The organism is Streptomyces sp. NPDC003027 (genome assembly GCF_053591435.1).
Map to the genome: position 1 here is coordinate 15109 of NZ_JBSFTU010000059.1, position 18382 is coordinate 33490.

The window sequence follows — 18382 nt, forward strand, 5'->3', positions numbered from 1 at the left end:
ACCCGGTCGGGTCAGCAGCGGCGCTCCGGCAACGGGTCGACCAGGGCGGACAGCAGACCTCCGAGCACCTCGCGCTGATCGACGGTCAGTGGAGCCAGGATGTCCTCCGCGGCCGCCCGGCGCGCGCTGCGCAACGCCCGCAGCGTCGCGCGTCCCGTGTCCGTGAGCTCGATCCTGACGACCCGGCGGTTGGTCGGATCGGCGACGCGGCGGACCCGTCCGGCCGCCTCCAGGCCGTCCACGAGGCTGGTCACGGCGCGGGGGACGACCTCCAGGCGTTCGGCGAGATCGGCCATCCGGGGCGGGTGGTCGTAGTGCGCGACGGTGCGCAGCAGCCGGGACTGGGCGGGGGTGATGCCGACCGGCTCCAGATGCAGTTTCTGGATGCGGTGCAGGCGCCGGGTGAGCCGGAGCAGCTGCTCGGCGAGGAGCCCGTCGGCGTCGGCGTTCCCCGCGCGCCCCGCGTTCCCCGGGTTGCTCGCGTCCGGGGCACCCGCGTCCCGCGTACGCGCGTCCCGGGCACCCGCCTCCGCTGTGCGCGTGGCCGGAGTGCTCGTACCGTCGGAAGTGTCCATGCCGGGAACAATATCAGGACCTGGTTCATTGTGAGTGTAGGTAACAATGCACTATGCTCTGATCGTTCTCCCTGTCGCACCCCTCGTAGGAGCCCATGCACCCCCATGACGAGTCCGCCTGGACGCCTCCCGCGCGTGATCCCGCGCAGCCGAAGGAGCCCGCACAGCTGCGGCGCATCCTGCGGCTCTTCCGCCCGTACCGCGCCCGCCTCGGTCTGGTCGGTGTGCTCGTCGGCGCCTCGTCGCTGGTCTCGGTCGCCTCGCCCTTCCTCCTGAAGGAGATCCTGGACACCGCCATCCCGCAGGGCCGCACGGGACTGCTCACGCTGCTCGCCCTCGGCATGATCGCCACCGCCGTGATCACGAGCGTCTTCGGCGTGCTCCAGACCCTGATCTCCACCACCGTCGGCCAGCGCGTCATGCACGACCTGCGCACCGCCGTCTACGCCCAGCTCCAGCGGATGCCGCTCGCCTTCTTCACCCGCACACGCACCGGCGAGGTCCAGTCCCGGATAGCCAACGACATCGGCGGCATGCAGGCGACGGTCACCTCGACCGCCACCTCCCTCGTCTCCAACCTCACCGCCGTCGTCGCCACCATCGTCGCCATGCTCGCGCTGGACTGGCGGCTCACCGTCGTCTCGCTGCTCCTGCTGCCCGTCTTCGTCTGGATCAGCCGCCGCGTCGGCCGCGAACGCAAGAAGATCACCACCCAGCGCCAGAAGCAGATGGCCGCCATGGCCGCGACCGTCACGGAGTCGCTCTCCGTCAGCGGCATCCTGCTCGGCCGGACCATGGGCCGCGCCGACTCGCTCACCACCTCATTCGCCGCGGAGTCCGAGCGCCTCGTCGACCTCGAAGTGCGCTCCTCCATGGCCGGACGGTGGCGGATGTCCACCATCGGCATCGTCATGGCCGCCATGCCGGCGCTGATCTACTGGGCCGCCGGCCTCGCCCTCCAGTCGGGCGGCGCGGCCATCTCGCTGGGCACGCTGGTCGCCTTCGTCTCGCTCCAGCAGGGCCTCTTCCGGCCCGCCGTGAGCCTGCTCTCCACCGGCGTGCAGATGCAGACCTCCCTCGCCCTCTTCCAGCGGATCTTCGAATACCTCGACCTCCCCGTCGACATCACCGAGTCCGACGACCCCGTCCGGCTGGAGAAGATCGCCGGCGAGGTGGTCTTCGAGAACGTCGAGTTCCGCTACGACCGGGAGGCGCCCGGCGGGCCCACCCTCGACGCCGTCGACGTGACGGTCCCGGCCGGCGGCAGCCTCGCGGTCGTCGGCCCCACCGGCTCCGGCAAGTCCACGCTCAGCTATCTGGTGCCCCGGCTCTACGACGTGACCGGCGGTCGGGTGCTGATCGACGGGGTCGACGTGCGCGACCTGGACTTCGACACCCTCGCCCGGGCCGTCGGCGTCGTCTCCCAGGAGACGTACCTCTTCCACGCCTCGGTCGCCGACAACCTGCGCTTCGCCAAGCCGGACGCCACCGACGAGGAGATCGAGGCCGCCGCGCGCGCCGCGCAGATCCACGACCACATCGCCTCCCTGCCCGACGGCTACGACACCCTGGTCGGCGAGCGCGGCTACCGCTTCTCGGGCGGTGAGAAGCAGCGCCTGGCGATCGCCCGCACCATCCTGCGCGACCCGCCCGTCCTGATCCTCGACGAGGCGACCAGCGCGCTCGACACCCGTACGGAACACGCCGTTCAGCAGGCCATCGACGCGCTCTCCGCCGGACGCACCACCCTCACCATCGCCCACCGGCTCTCCACCGTCCGCGACGCGGACCAGATCGTGGTCCTCGAAGCCGGCCGGATCGCCGAACGAGGCACACACGACGAGCTCCTCGCCCGAGGGGGCCGGTACGCGGCGCTGGTGCGCCGGGACGCCGAGGCGGCACCCGGCGGCGAACACACGAACGTGGGAGCGGTTGTTCCCCAGAACGTGTGATCGTTCCGGTTTTCGTTGCCCCACACCCCTGCGGCGCATGATGCTTACGGTGCGCAAGCGACGGGCTGCAGACCGCGACCGCGCTGTCCCACACACGCATACGTACGAGGAGAAGCACCACCATGAACGTGATCACCAACCTGCTCGCCGGCGTCGCCCACTTCCTGGGCTGGCTCGTCTGACGATCGCAGTGCACGGCGCCGCCGGTCCCCCGTCCCAGGGGAACGGCGGCGCCGCCGCGTGCCCGCTCCCCGAAATCGCCCCTGCCCCGGGTTAGCGTGCGCCCATGACGTACCGGTCCTGGCACGCGAACCGCCGCCGACGCACCCGGCTGACCCGGCGCGGCAAACTGGTCCTGATCCTGTGCGCCGCCCTGGTCGTGGCCACGGCCGTCACGGTCCCCCTGCTTCCGCACCGCGACGCACCCCGGGTGGAGAAGACGCGGACCCTGCTCATCCCGGAGGGCTGGCGGGCGACCCAGGTCTACACCGCCGTCGACCGCTCCCTCGGCCTCGCCCCGGGCACCACCCGCAAGGCCGCGGGCGCCCGGGCCACCGGGCTGAAACTGCCCGAAGCGGCCGGAGGCAACCCCGAGGGGTACCTGTTCCCCGCGACCTACCCGGTGACCTCCTCGACGACCCCCGACGCCCTGCTGCGCTACATGGTCGACACGGCGCGCAAGAGGTTCGGCGCCGACCACATCAGCGCGGGCGCGCAGCGCAACGGCGTCAGCCTGCACCAGACGGTGATCATCGCCAGCATCGTCCAGGCGGAGGCCGACACCCCCGAGGACATGGGGAAGGTCGCCCGGGTCGTCTACAACCGCCTCGCCCGGGGCATGGCGCTCCAGATGGACTCGACCCTCAACTACGCCCTCGGGCGCTCCACCGTGGACACCACGCACGAGGACACCCGGATCGAGAACACGTACAACACGTACAACCGGACCGGGCTGCCGCCCACGCCCATCGGGAACCCGGGGGAACAGGCGATGGCCGCGGCGATCGAGCCCGAGCCGGGGGAGTGGCTGTACTTCGTGACGGTGAAGCCGGGGGACACGCGGTTCACGAACGACTACGCGCGGCACGAGGAGAACGTGGCGGAGTTCAACGCGAACCGTCGGGCGGCGACGGCCGGTTGACCACTTCTCACGGAGCGGTTGATCGCTCTCTCCGGGCTACCCGGAGAGTGCGGCGGGCTCCCGGTCGAGGAGCCGGCGGATCTCGGTGACGGCCGTGCGTCCGGCCCGGTTGGCGCCGATCGTCGAGGCCGACGGTCCGTAGCCGACGAGATGGATCCGCTCGTCACGGGCCGCGCGCGTGCCCTCCAGGCGGATGCCGCCGCCCGGCTCGCGCAGCTTCAGCGGTGCGAGGTGGTCGATCGCGGCCCGGAAGCCGGTGGCCCAGAGGATCACGTCCGCGTCGACGGTCCGGCCGTCGTCCCAGGCCACGCCGGTCGGCGTGATGCGGTCGAACATCGGACCGCGGTCCAGGATCCCCCGCTCCCGCGCGCTCCTGATCGCCTCGGTGAGCGGAAGCCCGGTGACGGAGACGACACTCTGCGGCGGAAGACCCCTGCGTACCCGCTCCTCGACCATGGCGACGGCCGCGCGGCCCTCCGCCTCGCCGAAGGGGCCGTCGCGGTAGACGGGCTCGCGCCGGGTCACCCAGGTGGTCTCGGCGGCGACCTCGGCGATCTCCATCAGATGCTGGGTTCCCGAGGCGCCGCCGCCGACCACGATGACCCGCTGCCCGGCGAACTCCTCGGGTCCGGGGTAGTTCGCGGTGTGCAGCTGACGGCCGCGGAAGGTCTCCTGCCCCGGGTAGCGGGGCCAGAAGGGGCGGTCCCAGGTGCCGGTCGCGTTGATCAGCGCCCGGGCCGCGTACGTACCCTCCGAGGTCTCGACCAGCAGCCGGCCGCCCTCGCCGTCCCGGACCGCGCGGACCTCGACGGGCCGGTGGACGCGGAGGCCGAAGCGCTCCTCGTACGCGGAGAAGTACGCGCCGATCACCTCGGACGAGGGCCGGCTCCCGTCGGCGCCGGTCAGCTCCATCCCGGGCAGCGCGTGCATGCCGTGGACCTTGCCGTACGTGAGCGAGGGCCAGCGGAACTGCCAGGCGCCGCCGGGCCGCGGGGCGTGATCGAGGACGACGAAGTCCCGGTCCGGCTCCAGACCGGTCCGCCGCAGATGGTAGGCGGCCGAAAGCCCCGCCTGTCCGGCGCCGATGACCACCACGTCCATGCCGCGCACCCGGAAATTGTTCACGGTTCTACCAACGAGGGTGGGGGCCCGGATCTTCCCCGTCCCGGATCGCGGATGCGTGATCTTGCGGAAGGGGCGGCAGGATGACCTCATGTCCACTTTCACGACCCGCGTCCTCACCCTCACCACGGGCGACACCGAGACCGTCACCGACCTGACCTCCGAGTGCGCCGACTTCCTCGCGGAAGCCGCCGACGGGCGTGACGGCCTGCTCAACCTCTTCGTCCCCCACGCCACGGCCGGCCTGGCCATCCTCGAAACCGGCGCGGGCAGCGACAAGGACCTCCTGGCGGCCCTCCACCACCTCCTCCCGGCCGACGACCGCTGGCAACACCGCCACGGCTCCCCGGGCCACGGCCGCGACCACGTCCTCCCGGCCCTGGTCCCTCCCCACGCGACGGTCCCGGTCCTGGGTGGCCGCCTGGAACTGGGGACGTGGCAGTCGATCTGCCTGGTGGACACGAATCGGGACAACCCGGAGCGTCAGGTGCGGTTGAGCTTCCTGGGCTGACCGGGCCGGTCAAGGTCGCCCTGGGTGTGGCCGTCACGTCTCCTCACGCTCCGGCGCAACGGCAGAGAGATGCGCCCGACCGCCAGGGACGAGATCGACGGCTGCGGAAAGTGCTTGCTCGGAGCACGCCGGCTGTGGCGACCGCGGACGCTGTCAGGCACGAGGTGTCGGGCCGTCCGCCGGCGTCTTTCCCGGGGGTCAGTCAGGCGGCGGGACGAGATCTCCGCGCAGCCGTCGGGTACGGAGCACCAGCTCCAGTTCGAAGCGCCGGTCCGGGTCGTCCAGGTCGTCGCCCCACAACTCGCGGAGCTGTCTCAGCCGGTAGCGCACGGTCTGCGGGTGGACTCCGAGCCGGGCGGCGACCTCCGGGGCGCCTCCCCGCGTTTCCAGCCAAGTCAGCAGTGTCTCGGCGAGACGGTGGGCGTGCGCCGGTCCGCCGGACTCGTCCAACCGCGCCAGCCTGCTTCGCGCCAGATCGTCGATCAACTCACCTGCCGGCAGCAGTACCAGGGCTTCGACATGCTCGCCGCAGTGCAGGAGCCGCCCTCGCGGCAGCATGCCCTGTTCGATCATCCCGACGGCGGCGTCGGCCCACCGCAGCGACGTGGCGGCCTCGGCCACGGGAACCGACGGGCCGATCGCGCCGGACCAGCCGGCGACTGCCCGGTGCAGCAACTCCGCGCGTCCGGGGGCGTCCGGGTCCGGTACGACGAGGCGCGGCCGCTCGCCCTCCATGTCGAACAGCACCTCGTCGCCCACGGCCGGGGCGACCGCCTCCGCGGCAGGGCGAAGCAGCACGGCCACCGCGACCTTCTCGGGCAGGTGCCAGCCCACGTCGGCCGCGCGGTCGGCAAGGACGGCGGACGGATCCGAGCGGTGTTCGGCGAGCAGGAGATCGACGAGAAGACGTTGCAGGCGCAGCCGCTCCCCGGCCTGGCGGGCGATGGCTTCGGCGTAGCCGCGTACCGACTGGGCCACTATCACGTCGAGGTACTCGAACGCGGACTCGGCGAGCTCGTACATGGCTGAGGACGGAATCTCAGCCTGCTGGCCGATCTCCGCCATGCGCCGCCAGGAAAGGCGCACGCCCAGCCGGTAGATCCCCTGCAGGGAGTCCAGGCTGCGCCCGTGCGCGACCTCGCCGCGCCCGAAGTCCCGGAACATCTCGGGAATGGCGCTCGGCCGGTCCGCGCCGGTGATCATCTGCTCCACGAAGAGCTCCAGCGCGTGCCGGATCGCCACCAAGGCCTTGGGCTCTCCGGACTCGTCGACGATGAACACCAGGCCCGGGTACTCCCGCCGGATCTCGGCGAGGATGTCCTGGGCCAGCTCGGGGACCTGCTCCAGGGCCCGGTCGGCGAACTGCTGAATCCGTTCTCGTGGCACGTCGCGCCACGCTGACGAGGCTTCCAAACCACCGCTCCTGGATGTCCGGTCTTCATGAGCTCGGTCAGCCGGCCTGCACAGGCCAAACTAGCCCGCGCCGGGGCCAGGTGTGCTGGAGGGCCCGTGGGCGGGCGGGTCGGGGAATGTGACGAGCGGCACGTTCTGCTGCTCGGGTGTGGCGTCGAGAGCGGCGACGATTCCGAAGGCGGCGCCTGTGGCCAGAGCGGCAGCGGCGACGCAGGTCAGGAGGGCGGCGAAGAGTCTGGACATGAGGATGATCGGCCTCTCAGTCGATGAGGTCTGTCACCCAGCGCGCCGGCCCGGTCCGGCGCGGTCAGTATGCGAGGCGCATTGACAGGTGGTCAAGCTCCACCTAGCTTCGCCGTTCACAGCAGTGTTACCACCGGGTAAGTCGCTCATCGACCCGGACAGGCTGTGATCCGTGCGCGCGGCCCGTCCCGCACCGCCCTGAACTCCCGCATCTCGCGTTCGTATCGGAGTACCCGCATGCGTCGTTCAATATCACCTTTGTCCCTGATTCTGCTGGGTGCTGGTGTCTTTCTGCTGGTGCTCACCCAACTGCTGGCCTGGTACGTGGAGCCGCGCGCCAAACGCACGCCGACCGATACGGTCTCCACGACGGTCTTCGAAGGTCAGGGCAGCTACTTCGACACCGGGTCCGTTTCCACGGTGGACGACCAGACGATAACGATCACCCGCCGGGTGCTGGGGGACGTCGCCGGCAGTGAGCGCACCGGAAACGCGATCTGGGACGTGTCGACCCAGATCGACACGCCGAAGACGCTGCCGCTGGCCGACCCGCGGAAGTCCCTGCAGTGGGCCACCGAACGCTGGGTGACCGACCGCCGGACGAACCTTCCGGTGCACTGCTGCGAGGAGAAGCCCGCGTTCGAGGGCGAGGCCTACCTGAAGTTCCCGTTCGACGTCGAGAAGCGCACCTACGCCTGGTGGGACAGCAGTCTGGGTGCCACCGTGCCGCTGGAGTTCGACGAGGTCACCAGGATCGACGGGCACGAGGGCTACCGCTTCGTCGGCGCCGTCAAGGCCACCGCGACGGGCACCCGTCTGGTCCCCGGCGTGCTGGTCGGCAGTTCGGAGCCGGGCCAGGTGCTGGCCGAGGAGTGGTACTCCAACGCGAGGATCGAGCTGACCGTGGACCCGCGAACGGGACGGATCATGAACGCGCTGATCGCTCCGACGAAGACGCTGCGGGCCCCGGGTTCACGGAAGGACGCGGTCACCCTGCTGTCCAGCGAGCGGCTGGAATTCACCGACGCGACCCGGCGCGAGCAGGTGAAGCTGGCCTCCGAGGACAGCGGCCGACTGGAGCTGCTCGGTGAGACCGCGCCTCTGGCGGGCGGGATCGCGGGCGGTCTGCTGGTCGCTGCGGGCACGGTGCTGCTGGTCCGGGGCCGACGGCCGGGACACTCAGAAGAGTGATGAAACACGGCTCTTCGAACGGCCCAAATTTGTCACCGCCGTGAGTAGCCGGAATGAATCGCTTGACCGAACACTGACGTTACCCCTCAGTAAGACAGTGTTTCCCGGTGGAACCAGCTCTCACCCAAGGGAGTCCCACCGTCCCGGTGCGGACAGGACGACCGCATGTCCAGGTCCGCTCCGGCACCGCAGCACCCGCGCCGCCTATACCCGCAGCACCCGCAGCACCCGCAGACCGAGCCAGCCCAGCGCTTCATCCCCGGAAGCCCGGCAACCCCACCCGCCTGCCTCTCGCAGCCCCGAGTTGGAGCACCTCTATGCCCCAGCGCCCGTCCGCCCTGGCCCTCGGCCAGAAGGACTCCTTCTCCGTCCCCGCCCAAGCCCGCACCGGCAGCCACGTCGCCGACTCGCCTGCCCCTGACCCGCACCTCGCATCCCCCGACGCACCTCTGCCGCGCAGGATCACCTTTCTCGCCCGCCGTGACTTGGCCAACCGGGCCGCCGGTGGCTCGGAACTGCTCATCGACCGGATAGCCGACGGTCTGACCGCCGGCGGCCACGAGGTGACGCTCGTGTGCGGCGGACCGGCCGCCCCGCGCGACTACCGGGTGGTCTCCGCGGGAGGCGACGCAGGCCACTTCCTGCGCGCCAGGGCGACCTTCGCCCGGGAGGTCGGCGACTGCGACCTGCTGGTCGAGGTGTGCAACGGCATGCCGTACCTGGCGCCGCTGTGGCACCGGGGACCGACGTTGTGCCTGGTCAACCACGTGCATACCGATCTTTGGCAGATGCGTTACCCGGGCCCGGCGGCACGGCTCGGACGCAGGCTGGAGCACTGGGCACTGGCAGGAACGCACCGCGACAACCTGATGGTGGCCGTCTCGGAGTCGACCGCCTCCGAGCTGCGCGGCATCGGCGTGGCCGCGGACCGCATCCGGATCGTCAACAACGGTGTCGAAGAGCCCGGCCCCCTGCTGCCCGAGGCGAAGGAGCCGCTGTTCCTGGCCGTCGGCCGGCTGGTGGAGTACAAACGCATCGACCTGCTCCTCAGATTGTGGGAGCGGGTCCGCCCCGTCACCGGTGGCCGACTCGTCATCGTGGGCGACGGTCCCGAACGGGCACGCCTTGAAGCCATGGCCGGCCCCGCCGTGACGTTCGCCGGCCGGGTGTCGGAGGCCGAGAAGCACCGGCTGATGTGCGAGGCGTGGCTGCTGCTGCACCCTTCCCTCGTCGAGGGCTGGGGGCTGGTCGTCACCGAGGCGGCCGCCCGGGCCACCCCCGCGATCGGTTTCGACATACCCGGCCTGTGCGACTCCGTCGAGGACGGGGAGACCGGGATGCTCGCCCGGGGCGAGAGTTCGTTCGCCGCCGCGTGGTGCACCTTGTCCCTCAGCACCGAACGGCGCGCGTCCATGGGACGTGCCGCCGCGCAGCGCGCCGAGCGCTTCCGCTGGAGCGCGACGGTCCGCCAGTTCCAGGAGGTCGCCGCCGAGGCGGTGGCCCGCGCCGCCGTCCAGGAACGCGGCGGGCGCGGCCATGGCTGAGATCACCGAACGCGGATTCAAGGATCCGTCGCTGAGGCGATCGGCCGCTCTCTTCCGGGCGTTCATGCGCGAACCCAGCGATCCCGAACGGTGCTACACCCTGTTGGCCCGCGACTCGGTCGCACAGGTGGCACGTCATATCGACCTGTCCGGCAAAATCGTCGTCGACATCGGCGGCGGCAGCGGCCACTTCACCAAGGAGTTCCGCCGCCGTGGTGCGCAGAGCTACCTCTTCGAGCCCGACCTGCGGGAGCTCAACGCCGGCGGTCCGGTCACCGAGGACGCGGTGCTCGCCGACGGATATCTGCTGCCGCTCGCCGACGGGGCGGCGGACGTGTGCTTCTCGTCCAATGTGCTGGAGCACGTGTCGGACCCGCAGACGTTCATCAGCGAGATGGCGCGAGTCACCCGCCCCGGCGGACTGATCTACCTGTCGTTCACCAACTGGCTCTCCCCCTGGGGAGGCCACGAGACCGCGCCGTGGCACTACCTCGGGGCCGACCGTGCCCGCGAACGCTACGAACGGCGCACCGGCCGGGAGGCCAAGCACACGCTCGGCGAGAACCTCTTCCCCGTCCATATCGGTCCCACCCTTCGGCACGTCCGCGGCCGCGGCGATGTGCAGGTCGTCACGGCGCGCTCCCGTTACTGGCCATTCCTCGCGAGCACGATCACCCGGGTGCCGGGACTCCGCGAGATCGCCACCTGGAATCTGCTGCTGATTCTCAGGCGAAGCCCATGAGCATGCGAAGCGAGGAACGGTCATGACCACTACGATCCAGGCACCCACGCGGGTGCCGCAGCCCGGCCCGAAGCCGTCGGAGGCGTTCGGTGATCCGCGCGGACGACGCCTGCTGTTCGGCTTCTGGGCCGTCGTCCTGGTGTCGTTCCTCGCGGTGTCACCGGGGAAGATGACGTTCGAGACCAAACTCGGCGTCGCCCTCGACCCCTGGCGCTTCATCGGCGACCTCGGTTCGCTGTGGAACGGCAACGTGGGCCTCGGCGGCATAGCCAACCAGTACATCGGCTACGCCTTCCCGGCACTGCCCTACTACGCGCTCATGGACATGCTGCAGGTGCCGGTGTGGATGGCCGAACGGCTCTGGCTGTCGATCATCGTGACCGCTGCCTTCTGGGGCGCGCTCAGGCTCGCCGAACGGCTGGGCGTGGGGACGCCCGCGTCCCGGGCCGTCGGTGCGGTCGTCTACGCACTGTGGCCCACCTTCACGATCGTCATCGGATCGACCTCCGCCGCCGCGCTGCCCGGTGCCGTGCTGCCCTGGGTGCTGCTGCCGCTGACCTCCGCGAAGTCGAGCCCCCGGACGGCCGCCGCACGTTCGGCCCTGCTGATCCCCTTCATGGGCGGTGTGAACGCCGCCTCGACACTGGCAGCGCTGCTGCCCGTGGGTCTGTACCTGCTCAGCCGCCCTCCCGGCCGGCGTCGACGGGCGCTGCTGGGCTGGTGGATACCGGGCGTCGTGCTGGCCACGGTGTGGTGGGTGGTCCCGCTGCTCCTGCTCGGCATGCACGGCGAGAACTTCATGCCGTACGTGGAGCAGGCCGACACCACCACCGCCACCATGTCCGCGACCGAAATGCTGCGCGGCGCCGGCAACTGGGTGGCCTATCTGAACTTCGGTGAGGCATGGCTGCCGGCCGGCTGGACCGTCGCGACCTCCGTCGTCACCGTTCTCGGTTCGGCGTTCGCCGCGGCGCTGGGGCTGGCGGGCCTGGCCCGGCGGGACCTGCCGGAGCGCCGCTGGCTGATGCTGACCGTCCTGGCCGTCGTCCTGATCGCGCTCGCCGGGTACGGCGGAGCCTTCGGCGGTCCGTTCCACGGTGCCGTCCAGGACTGGTTGGACGGGCCACTGAAGCCGTTCCGCAACATCTACAAGTTCCAGCCGGGACTGGCCCTCGCGCTCGCCCTCGGACTGGCCCATCTGACAGCCGTGCTGTCCGGGAGCAGGGGGTCTCGCGCACTTCGCGGTCGCCGCTGGGTGCCCGCTGCCACGGCGGTGCTGGTACTGCCCGGTCTGGCGCTTCCGTACGCCAACGGCTCGATCCTGCAGCCCGGGGCGTTCACCAAACTGCCCACCCATTGGGAGAAGGCCGCCGACTGGCTCAAGGACAACGCCCCGAACAGCCGGGCACTGGTCGTACCGGCGACGGCGCACGGCATCTACACCTGGGGATCCCCCATCGACCAGCCGTTCGACGTACTGGCCGAGACCCCCTGGGCGCAGCGTGACTTCGTCCCCTTCGGTACTCCCGGAGCACGCCGTATGACGGACGCGGTCGAGCAGGCGCTCCTGTCGGGCTCCGAGGTTCCGGGCCTCCAGGCCTACCTGGCACGGGCCGGCATGCACGAGGTGGTCGTCCGCAACGACCTCGACCCCGACCAGATCGGCTATGTCCCGCCGCAGACGGTGAAGCGGACCCTGGAATCGTCCGGCTACCGCAAGATCACCGGGTTCGGACCGCTGGTGACCGGCGGACGCATCGCCGCCGACACCCCGCTCCAGGTGCAGGGGCTCTACCCGCGGCTCCAGGCCGTGGAGATCTATCAGCCGCAGGACCGCGACGGGAGGCCCGACCGGGTCGGCGTCTCGGCCGTGGCCGACACCGCCGTGGTCAGTGGCGGACCCGAGGCGCTGCTCCAGCTGTCCGCCGACCCCTCGATGGCCGAGCGGCCGGCCGTACTGGCGGGGGACGGTCTTCCCCAGGGCGTCGTCCCGCCGGTGAAGGCGGTCGCGGACGGGCTGCGTCGAGCCGACACCCGGTTCGGCCTGGTCAACAACAACACCTCGTACACGTACACCGCGGACGAGCGCAATCACTCCGGCAGCCTGCAGAACCCGGGCGAGAAGCCCAAGCAGATCCTGCCGTCGGAGGGCACCGAACACCAGACGACGGCGGTGCTGCGCGGCGCCCGTGCCGTGACCGCTTCCAGCAGTGGCAATTGGCTGTTCCACCTGCCGCAGTACGACCCGGTGAACGCCTTCGACGGCAACCCGGACACCGCGTGGGCCGAGGGCAGCCCGGGCGAGCCGGCCGGACAGTGGCTCAGAGCGGAGTTCTCCCGGCCGACCGACATCCCGGCCTCCCTCCAGCTGACGCCCCTGCCGGGCGACTCGATGCGCGCGGCGCCCACCCAGGTGCGGATCGAGACCGACCGCGGTTCGGCCGACAGCCCCCTGCAGACGAACGGCCTGCCGCAGACCGTCAAGGCTCCCTCGGGCGAGGCCTCCTGGATGAAGATCACCATCGTTGCCGCGCAACAGGCGCGCCCGGGCCTCTCCGGGGCCGGATTCGCCGAGGTGTCGATCCCGGACGTGCAGGTGACGCGCATGCTGGTGCTGCCTGCCGACGCGGAACACACCGACGCGGCGGCGAGCGTGTACTCCCTGCACCGCGGCACCGACGCGGGCGGCCTGTCACCCGTATCGGCCGAGGTGGGACTGCACCGGCGGTTCAGCACCCGCGAACCGGGCGAGTACCGGGTGTCGGCGCGAGCCGTCGCCGTGCCCGGCGGCGCGCTCGACGAACTGCTCGACCGCTCGGCCCCCGGGCCGAAGGACCGGGTGACGGCCGGCGTGGACTCCATCAGCCGCAACGGCACGTCACTCAGCGCCCGCAACCTGGTCGACGGTGACCTCACCACCGCCTGGATCGCGGGCGACCGGCCCGTCATCCACCTGAGCTGGCCCCGGAAGAAGAAGATCGACGAGGTCATCCTCGCGCCGGCGGGCGGGGTGTCCACCCGGCCCGAGCAGGTGATGATCAGCTCCCCGCACGGCGCCGCGGTGGCCGACGTCGACGAGAACGGGCGGGTCCGCTTCCCGCAGATCGAGACGAACCGGCTCGACATCACCATCAGCAGGGTCGCCCCGCTCACCGTCCACAATCCGGTGGCGAACGCGGGGTTGCAGCTGCCGGTCGGGCTGAGCGAGGTGCACGTTCCCGCACTGGCCGATCTGCGAGTGCCGCGGGCGAAGCCGACCGCGCGCTTCTCGCTGCCGTGCGGTGAGGGCCCGGACCTCGCTGTGGGCGGTGTCCTGCACAAGACGAAGGCCTCCGGACTCGTCCGGGACCTCACCGAGCGGCGCCCCGTCACCGTCGCCCTCTGCGCGGGGGAGGAGAAGGACGGCACCCTGGAACTTCCGCCCGGCGATCACGAGGTGGAGGCGGGTGACGCGGGGCCGCTGGTGATCACCGACGTCACGCTGACCCGGGGCACTCCGCAGGAACTGGAGGGAGCGGCGGGTCGCGAGGCCACCGTCACCCGGTGGACCGACGACAGCCGGACCGTTTCGGTGTCGGCCGGCTCGGGCGAGGCGACGTACCTGCGGACCTACGAGAACGCCAACGACGGTTGGAAGGCCACCCTGGACGGCACGGAGCTGGAGCCGGTGCGCCTCGACGGCTGGCAGCAGGCCTGGGTGATTCCGGCCGGGGCGTCCGGCACGGTGACCATGGAGTTCGAGCCCTCGGGGTCGTACCGGGCAGCCCTGATCGGCGGTGCGTTCGCCCTCGTCGCCCTGGCCGCCCTGGCCTTCGTGGGCCGCCGACGCGGAGACGGGGGGACCGACGAGGAGCTGCCCGAGCCGCCGGCGCCGGGGATGCTGCTCGGAACCCTCGCGCTGACCGCAGTCGTCGCGGTGGCGGCGGGGCCGCTGGCCCTGGTCGTGCCCGTACTCGCCCTGGCGGCACGGTTCCGGCCGGCCGTGCTGGTGCCGACCGCGGCGGCGGCGATGGCGGGAGCGGGCCTTGTCGCGGCCCTCGGCGCCGGGGAGCCGGTCGCCACCGGGCAGGGCGCGTTCAGCGGCTTCGCCCAGGTGCTCGCGCTGGTGGCCCTGGCCTCCGCCCTGGTGACCGCGGTGAGGCCGGCGTCCGTCGCCGCCCGTGGGCGTGGCGACGGGCGCGGGCGTGACGACGGGGGCGAGGACGGCGATTCCGATGCGCCGGAAGCCGGACCGGTGGTCACGGCCAAGCCGCGCGGAACCGGCGACGGGCACCGGCCGGAGCCGCCCCTTCGGCGGCCGGAAGGCGGTGGCCCCTCGTGATCGCGCCCCGGCCCCCCGCCGGGGGGACCGACACCCCTCCCGGCGGAGTCCGGATCCCCTTTCCGACCGTCGACGAGGTGTCGCGGCACTGCCTCAGTGACGACGAACCGGAGAGCGTGCACATCGAGGTACATCTGCCCGGACGACTGGACCCGGCACGGCTGCGGGCCGCGTTCCGGCGGGCGCTGCTGACGCACTCCAGGGTGCTGGTGCGGGAAGTGCCCGGCCGTCGGCACCGGCGGTCCTTCGCGTGGGAGCTGACCGGCGAACCGGACAGCGACCCGGTGGGCCTCGCGGGGCGGGGCCCCGACGCGTTGGCCGCTGCCCGGGCCCGCGCGCTCAGCGCATGCCCGCCGCTCACCCTGTCGCCGCCCCTGCGCCTGGAAGTCGTCGAGATGGACGCGGGAACGGGCGCCCCGGAGCCGTCGGCGGGCGAGGCTTCGCAGACCGGGACCGTGCTCCTGCTGACGATGCATCACACCGCCCTGGACGCGCCGTCGGGGCTGCGGCTCCTCGCCACGACCGCGGAACAGTACGGAGGAGTGGACCCCGTCCCGGTCACCGGGCGGGTCCGGCCGGGGCGCCCGGGCCCCGCTCCGAGCGGGACAGGCCGCGCCGTACGTACGCGCCCCGTACGCGTCGCGCCGGACTCCCGCCCCGGGCCGGTACGCGCCCGCGCCGTGGGCAACGGCATGCTGCAGACGGACCTGCCCGTTCCGCGGCGTGTGACGCGGGACGGAGGCCACGCGCCCTGGACCGTCAACGACCAATTGCTGGTCGCCACATCACTGATGGTGACCCGCTGGAACGTCGCGCAAGGCCGGCCGGCCGGTTCGGTACGGATCACGATGCCCGTCGACGACCGGCCGCGCGGCACGGAGATGCCGATGGGCAACGGAACCCGGCTCGTCGAGGTGGCCATGACCCCCGAGGACCCGCACGACACGGACCTGCTGCTCGGTGAGCGGCCGGACCCGGCAGCCGTGGCCCGGTTGCTGCGCACCACTGCTCGGCGCACCCACGCACTGAAGTCGGCCCAGGGCGCCCCCCTGGGTGCCGGGGCGAGTCTGCTCACCGCACCGCTGCTGCCGGTCGGCATCCGGGGCGTGCTCGCCCGTGGCGCCCGGCGGGTGGCGGCGCCCTGGATGTCGACGGCACTGGTCACCAACATCGGACGCGTGCCGTACCCGCTGGACTTCGGCGACGCCGGACGGGCGACGGCCGTGTGGTTCTCCGCACCGGCGCGGATGCCGCGCGGGCTGAGCGTGGCCGCGGCTTCCACCGGCGGGCGACTGCATGTGACGCTGCGCTGGTCGCGGGCGCTGCTCGATGACGCGGCCGGTGCGGACCTGGTGGGCTTGTTCGCGGCGTCGCTGTCGACGACGTCTCTCACCTCTGACGGGGCGAATGCTCCGGGGGCGGGGCCGGGAGCCGCGACCGGGGAGGTGGACGCCACCGCCGCGGACGCCGAGGCGACACCGGCCCGGGATCACGCACCGGGCCCGGGCGGCCCGTACCACCGTGACACGCAGCATCCCGACCCCACACCAGGTGGAGCCCGCTCCGCCCAGGACCACCACAAGAGGCCGTCATGACTCTCTCCGCCAGCGGCTCCGCAGCAACCGGGAAGTCGCCCGAGGCGGCGGTGACTTCGCCGGGCCGGCCGGTTCCCGGGCTTCGGGACTTCTACGAGAACCCCACCGTTCCCGTCGCCTCCGGGGAAGCCCGTACCCTGCGCCAGGCCCGGATGCTGGCCGATGCGCTCGGCCCCGTCGGACCCGGCCGCCCGGCCGCGACCGTGCTCGACGTGGGCTGCGGGGACGGCTCGGCGGGCGCGACCGCCACCCGCGTCCTGGACGGGCACCGCATCGTGGGGCTCGACTGGTCGCAGGACGCGCTGCGCCGGGCGGCGCCGCGCCTGAGCCAGGTCGTCCGCGGCGAGCTGACCGGCAGCGGGCTGCCGTTCGCCTCCGGCAGCGCCGACGCCGTGCTGTTCAGCGAGGTCGTCGAGCACCTTGTCGACCCCGACAGTGCCCTCGACGAACTGCGCAGGGTGCTGCGACCGGGTGGGCATCTGATGCTGTCGACGCCGAACCTCGGCGCCTGGTACAACCGCGCCCTGCTGCTCGCCGGGGTCCAGCCGGTGTTCTCCGAGGTGAGTCTGCGCCGCATCCACGGCAGACCGGGCAAGGAGGTGGTGGGCCATCTCAGGCTGTACACGGCGCGCGCGCTGCGTGAGTTCGTGGCGGCGTCCGGGTTCGAGGTGGTGACGGTCGCCGGTGCGCCGTTCCACGGAGTGCCGCGCCCGCTCCGCCCGCTGGACCGCTTGGCCTGTGGGCTGCCGTCCCTCGCTTCCATCCTCCTCGTGCATGCCAGAAAGGTGTAGCCCGTGGTGTGGGGTGTGACCGCCGCGCTGGTGGCGAACGTCCTGTACAGCACCGGCTTCGTCCTGGAGAAGCGGGCGCTGGCAGGCATGCCGCCGCTGAGCGCCGCACAGCCGGGCCGGGCCCTGATCCTGCTGGCCTGCAGGCCCTTGTGGATCTGCGGGGCCGTGGCGCTGGCCCTGGGGTTCGCCGCGCAGCTGGCTGTCTACCGCACACTGCCGATCGCCGCCGCCCAGGGATTGTTCCTGTCCGGGCTGGTCCTCCTGCTGGTGCTCTCGTCGGTGGTGCTCGGTGAGCGCCCCTCCGGCCGTGAGCGGCGTGCGGTGGCTGTCATCGGTCTGGCGCTGGTGATGGTGGTGGCCTCGCTGTACGAGTCCAGCGAGGAGATCAGCCGCAGCGCGCCCGTGGGTACCCTGCTGGCACTGTGCGTGCCGACCCTCGCGGCCGGTCTGGCGCTCTACACGGCCGCGGAGCGGCGCGCCCGTCGGCGCCATCGGCAGCCGACCACAGGAGTGGCCTACGCGGTCGCGGTCGGTCTGATCTACGGCGTCAGCTCGCTCGCCATCAAGGGCGTCTCCGGGTATCTGGACACGTCGGACCTCCTGGGCAGTGTGCCCGCCCTGGTCTCCTCCCCGTATCCGTACCTCCTCCTGCTGACGGGAATCAGTGGTCTGGTGCTGTCGCAGACCGCGCTCCAGCGTTGCCGGGCCTCGCTGATCGTCCCGGTGTGCTCGACGGTGACCTGTGTGTTCACCATCGTGAGCGGCACGATCGCGTTCGACGAGCCGCTGCCCGATGACTCGTTGCGGCTGTTACTGCGTCTCGGCGGCATCGCGCTCGCACTGACGGTTCTGCTCACCCTGCCGCGACATGACGCGGACACCCCCACTTCCGAAGGAATCCGGTCATGAAGCCTGACAACCCGCTGCTGAAGATCCTCGCCTGCCCGCTCGACAAGGGGCCGCTGATCCTCGACGAGAGCGGGGGCGCGCTCTACAACCCGCGCCTGCGTCGTCGCTATCCGATCGTCGATGGCATTCCTCAGCTGCTTCCTTCCTCCGGAGTGCAGGCCGTCGAGGAGGAACGTGCCGTCGAGAACGAGCACGACGTCTCCGCCGTACTGTTCGACTCCGCAGACGGGGACCGCGCCTAGTGACCTGAGTCGGAGATTCGGCGTTGGTTGGGTATGAGTCGTCCGGGTCCGAAGATTCCGCCGTTGTCGATCACTGATGCCCAACGGGCT

Annotated in this window: 15 protein-coding genes; 11 read left to right on the forward strand and 4 right to left on the reverse strand. The window is 71.6% G+C overall.

Translation table 11 applies throughout. The features are described from left to right. Positions 1-11: 11 nt before the first annotated feature. Complete coding sequence (locus tag ACWDX6_RS28370) at positions 12-575, reverse strand: MarR family winged helix-turn-helix transcriptional regulator (protein WP_451487727.1); 564 nt, start codon at positions 573-575, stop codon at positions 12-14. Positions 576-670: 95 nt separating this feature from the next. On the opposite strand from ACWDX6_RS28370, the gene ACWDX6_RS28375 reads away from it, so the two are divergent. Further along, entirely contained in the window at positions 671-2527 is a 1857-nt protein-coding gene (locus tag ACWDX6_RS28375; protein WP_451487728.1) for an ABC transporter ATP-binding protein, read from the forward strand. A gap of 286 nt (positions 2528-2813) precedes the next feature. Further along, the gene (gene mltG, locus ACWDX6_RS28380; protein ID WP_451487729.1) at positions 2814-3668 is read left to right on the forward strand and encodes an endolytic transglycosylase MltG; all 855 of its coding nucleotides are present in this window, start codon (positions 2814-2816) and stop codon (positions 3666-3668) included. A gap of 36 nt (positions 3669-3704) precedes the next feature. Here the strand turns inward: mltG and ACWDX6_RS28385 are convergent, their stop codons facing one another. Then, positions 3705-4778 (reverse strand): NAD(P)-binding domain-containing protein, encoded by a 1074-nt coding sequence (locus ACWDX6_RS28385; protein WP_451487741.1) that lies wholly within the window; start codon positions 4776-4778, stop codon positions 3705-3707. A gap of 103 nt (positions 4779-4881) precedes the next feature. Here ACWDX6_RS28385 and ACWDX6_RS28390 point away from each other — a divergent pair, with 103 nt between their 5' ends. Next, positions 4882-5301 carry a secondary thiamine-phosphate synthase enzyme YjbQ gene (locus ACWDX6_RS28390; protein ID WP_451487730.1) on the forward strand — a complete coding sequence of 140 codons (420 nt, stop codon included), beginning with the start codon at positions 4882-4884 and terminating at the stop codon, positions 5299-5301. 198 nt (positions 5302-5499) lie between these two features. Here the strand turns inward: ACWDX6_RS28390 and ACWDX6_RS28395 are convergent, their stop codons facing one another. Beyond that, positions 5500-6687: a PucR family transcriptional regulator gene (locus ACWDX6_RS28395; protein WP_451487731.1), complete on the reverse strand. Its 1188-nt coding sequence runs from the start codon at positions 6685-6687 to the stop codon at positions 5500-5502. Between the two features lie 87 nt (positions 6688-6774). After that, positions 6775-6957: a hypothetical protein gene (locus tag ACWDX6_RS28400; RefSeq protein WP_451487732.1), complete on the reverse strand. Its 183-nt coding sequence runs from the start codon at positions 6955-6957 to the stop codon at positions 6775-6777. Between the two features lie 237 nt (positions 6958-7194). Between ACWDX6_RS28400 and ACWDX6_RS28405 the strand changes: the two genes are divergently transcribed. The 8 genes from ACWDX6_RS28405 to ACWDX6_RS28440 all read left to right on the forward strand — a co-directional run bounded on the left by ACWDX6_RS28405 (position 7195) and on the right by ACWDX6_RS28440 (position 18292). Then, positions 7195-8148, forward strand: a complete 954-nt coding sequence (locus ACWDX6_RS28405) for a DUF3068 domain-containing protein (protein WP_451487733.1) — start codon at positions 7195-7197, stop codon at positions 8146-8148. Between the two features lie 317 nt (positions 8149-8465). Continuing rightward, positions 8466-9692, forward strand: coding sequence for a glycosyltransferase family 4 protein (locus ACWDX6_RS28410; protein ID WP_451487734.1), 1227 nt, complete (start codon positions 8466-8468; stop codon positions 9690-9692). After that, positions 9685-10434: a class I SAM-dependent methyltransferase gene (locus tag ACWDX6_RS28415; protein ID WP_451487735.1), complete on the forward strand. Its 750-nt coding sequence runs from the start codon at positions 9685-9687 to the stop codon at positions 10432-10434. Before ACWDX6_RS28410 ends, ACWDX6_RS28415 begins: the two co-directional genes overlap by 8 nt. Positions 10435-10456: 22 nt before the next feature. Continuing rightward, positions 10457-14755 carry an alpha-(1->3)-arabinofuranosyltransferase domain-containing protein gene (locus tag ACWDX6_RS28420; RefSeq protein ID WP_451487736.1) on the forward strand — a complete coding sequence of 1433 codons (4299 nt, stop codon included), beginning with the start codon at positions 10457-10459 and terminating at the stop codon, positions 14753-14755. Then, entirely contained in the window at positions 14752-16350 is a 1599-nt protein-coding gene (locus ACWDX6_RS28425) for a condensation protein (protein WP_451487737.1), read from the forward strand. Before ACWDX6_RS28420 ends, ACWDX6_RS28425 begins: the two co-directional genes overlap by 4 nt. Then, positions 16347-17141: a class I SAM-dependent methyltransferase gene (locus ACWDX6_RS28430; RefSeq protein ID WP_451487738.1), complete on the forward strand. Its 795-nt coding sequence runs from the start codon at positions 16347-16349 to the stop codon at positions 17139-17141. The genes ACWDX6_RS28425 and ACWDX6_RS28430 overlap by 4 nt, the downstream gene beginning before the upstream one ends. A gap of 3 nt (positions 17142-17144) precedes the next feature. After that, positions 17145-18050, forward strand: a complete 906-nt coding sequence (locus ACWDX6_RS28435; protein ID WP_451487739.1) for a DMT family transporter — start codon at positions 17145-17147, stop codon at positions 18048-18050. Beyond that, the gene (locus tag ACWDX6_RS28440; protein WP_451487740.1) at positions 18047-18292 is read left to right on the forward strand and encodes a Trm112 family protein; all 246 of its coding nucleotides are present in this window, start codon (positions 18047-18049) and stop codon (positions 18290-18292) included. Before ACWDX6_RS28435 ends, ACWDX6_RS28440 begins: the two co-directional genes overlap by 4 nt. Positions 18293-18382 lie beyond the last annotated feature (90 nt).

Excerpts from the sequence above, each read along its gene's own strand:
- ACWDX6_RS28390 (WP_451487730.1), top strand. The coding sequence starts at position 4,882 with ATGTCCACTTTCACGACCCGCGTCCTCACCCTCACCACGGGCGACACC.
- mltG (WP_451487729.1), top strand. The coding sequence starts at position 2,814 with ATGACGTACCGGTCCTGGCACGCGAACCGCCGCCGACGCACCCGGCTG.
- ACWDX6_RS28370 (WP_451487727.1), bottom strand. The coding sequence starts at position 575 with ATGGACACTTCCGACGGTACGAGCACTCCGGCCACGCGCACAGCGGAG.
- ACWDX6_RS28405 (WP_451487733.1), top strand. The coding sequence starts at position 7,195 with ATGCGTCGTTCAATATCACCTTTGTCCCTGATTCTGCTGGGTGCTGGT.
- ACWDX6_RS28410 (WP_451487734.1), top strand. The coding sequence starts at position 8,466 with ATGCCCCAGCGCCCGTCCGCCCTGGCCCTCGGCCAGAAGGACTCCTTC.
- ACWDX6_RS28420 (WP_451487736.1), top strand. The coding sequence starts at position 10,457 with ATGACCACTACGATCCAGGCACCCACGCGGGTGCCGCAGCCCGGCCCG.
- ACWDX6_RS28415 (WP_451487735.1), top strand. The coding sequence starts at position 9,685 with ATGGCTGAGATCACCGAACGCGGATTCAAGGATCCGTCGCTGAGGCGA.
- ACWDX6_RS28430 (WP_451487738.1), top strand. The coding sequence starts at position 16,347 with ATGACTCTCTCCGCCAGCGGCTCCGCAGCAACCGGGAAGTCGCCCGAG.
- ACWDX6_RS28400 (WP_451487732.1), bottom strand. The coding sequence starts at position 6,957 with ATGTCCAGACTCTTCGCCGCCCTCCTGACCTGCGTCGCCGCTGCCGCT.
- ACWDX6_RS28440 (WP_451487740.1), top strand. The coding sequence starts at position 18,047 with ATGAAGCCTGACAACCCGCTGCTGAAGATCCTCGCCTGCCCGCTCGAC.
- ACWDX6_RS28375 (WP_451487728.1), top strand. The coding sequence starts at position 671 with ATGCACCCCCATGACGAGTCCGCCTGGACGCCTCCCGCGCGTGATCCC.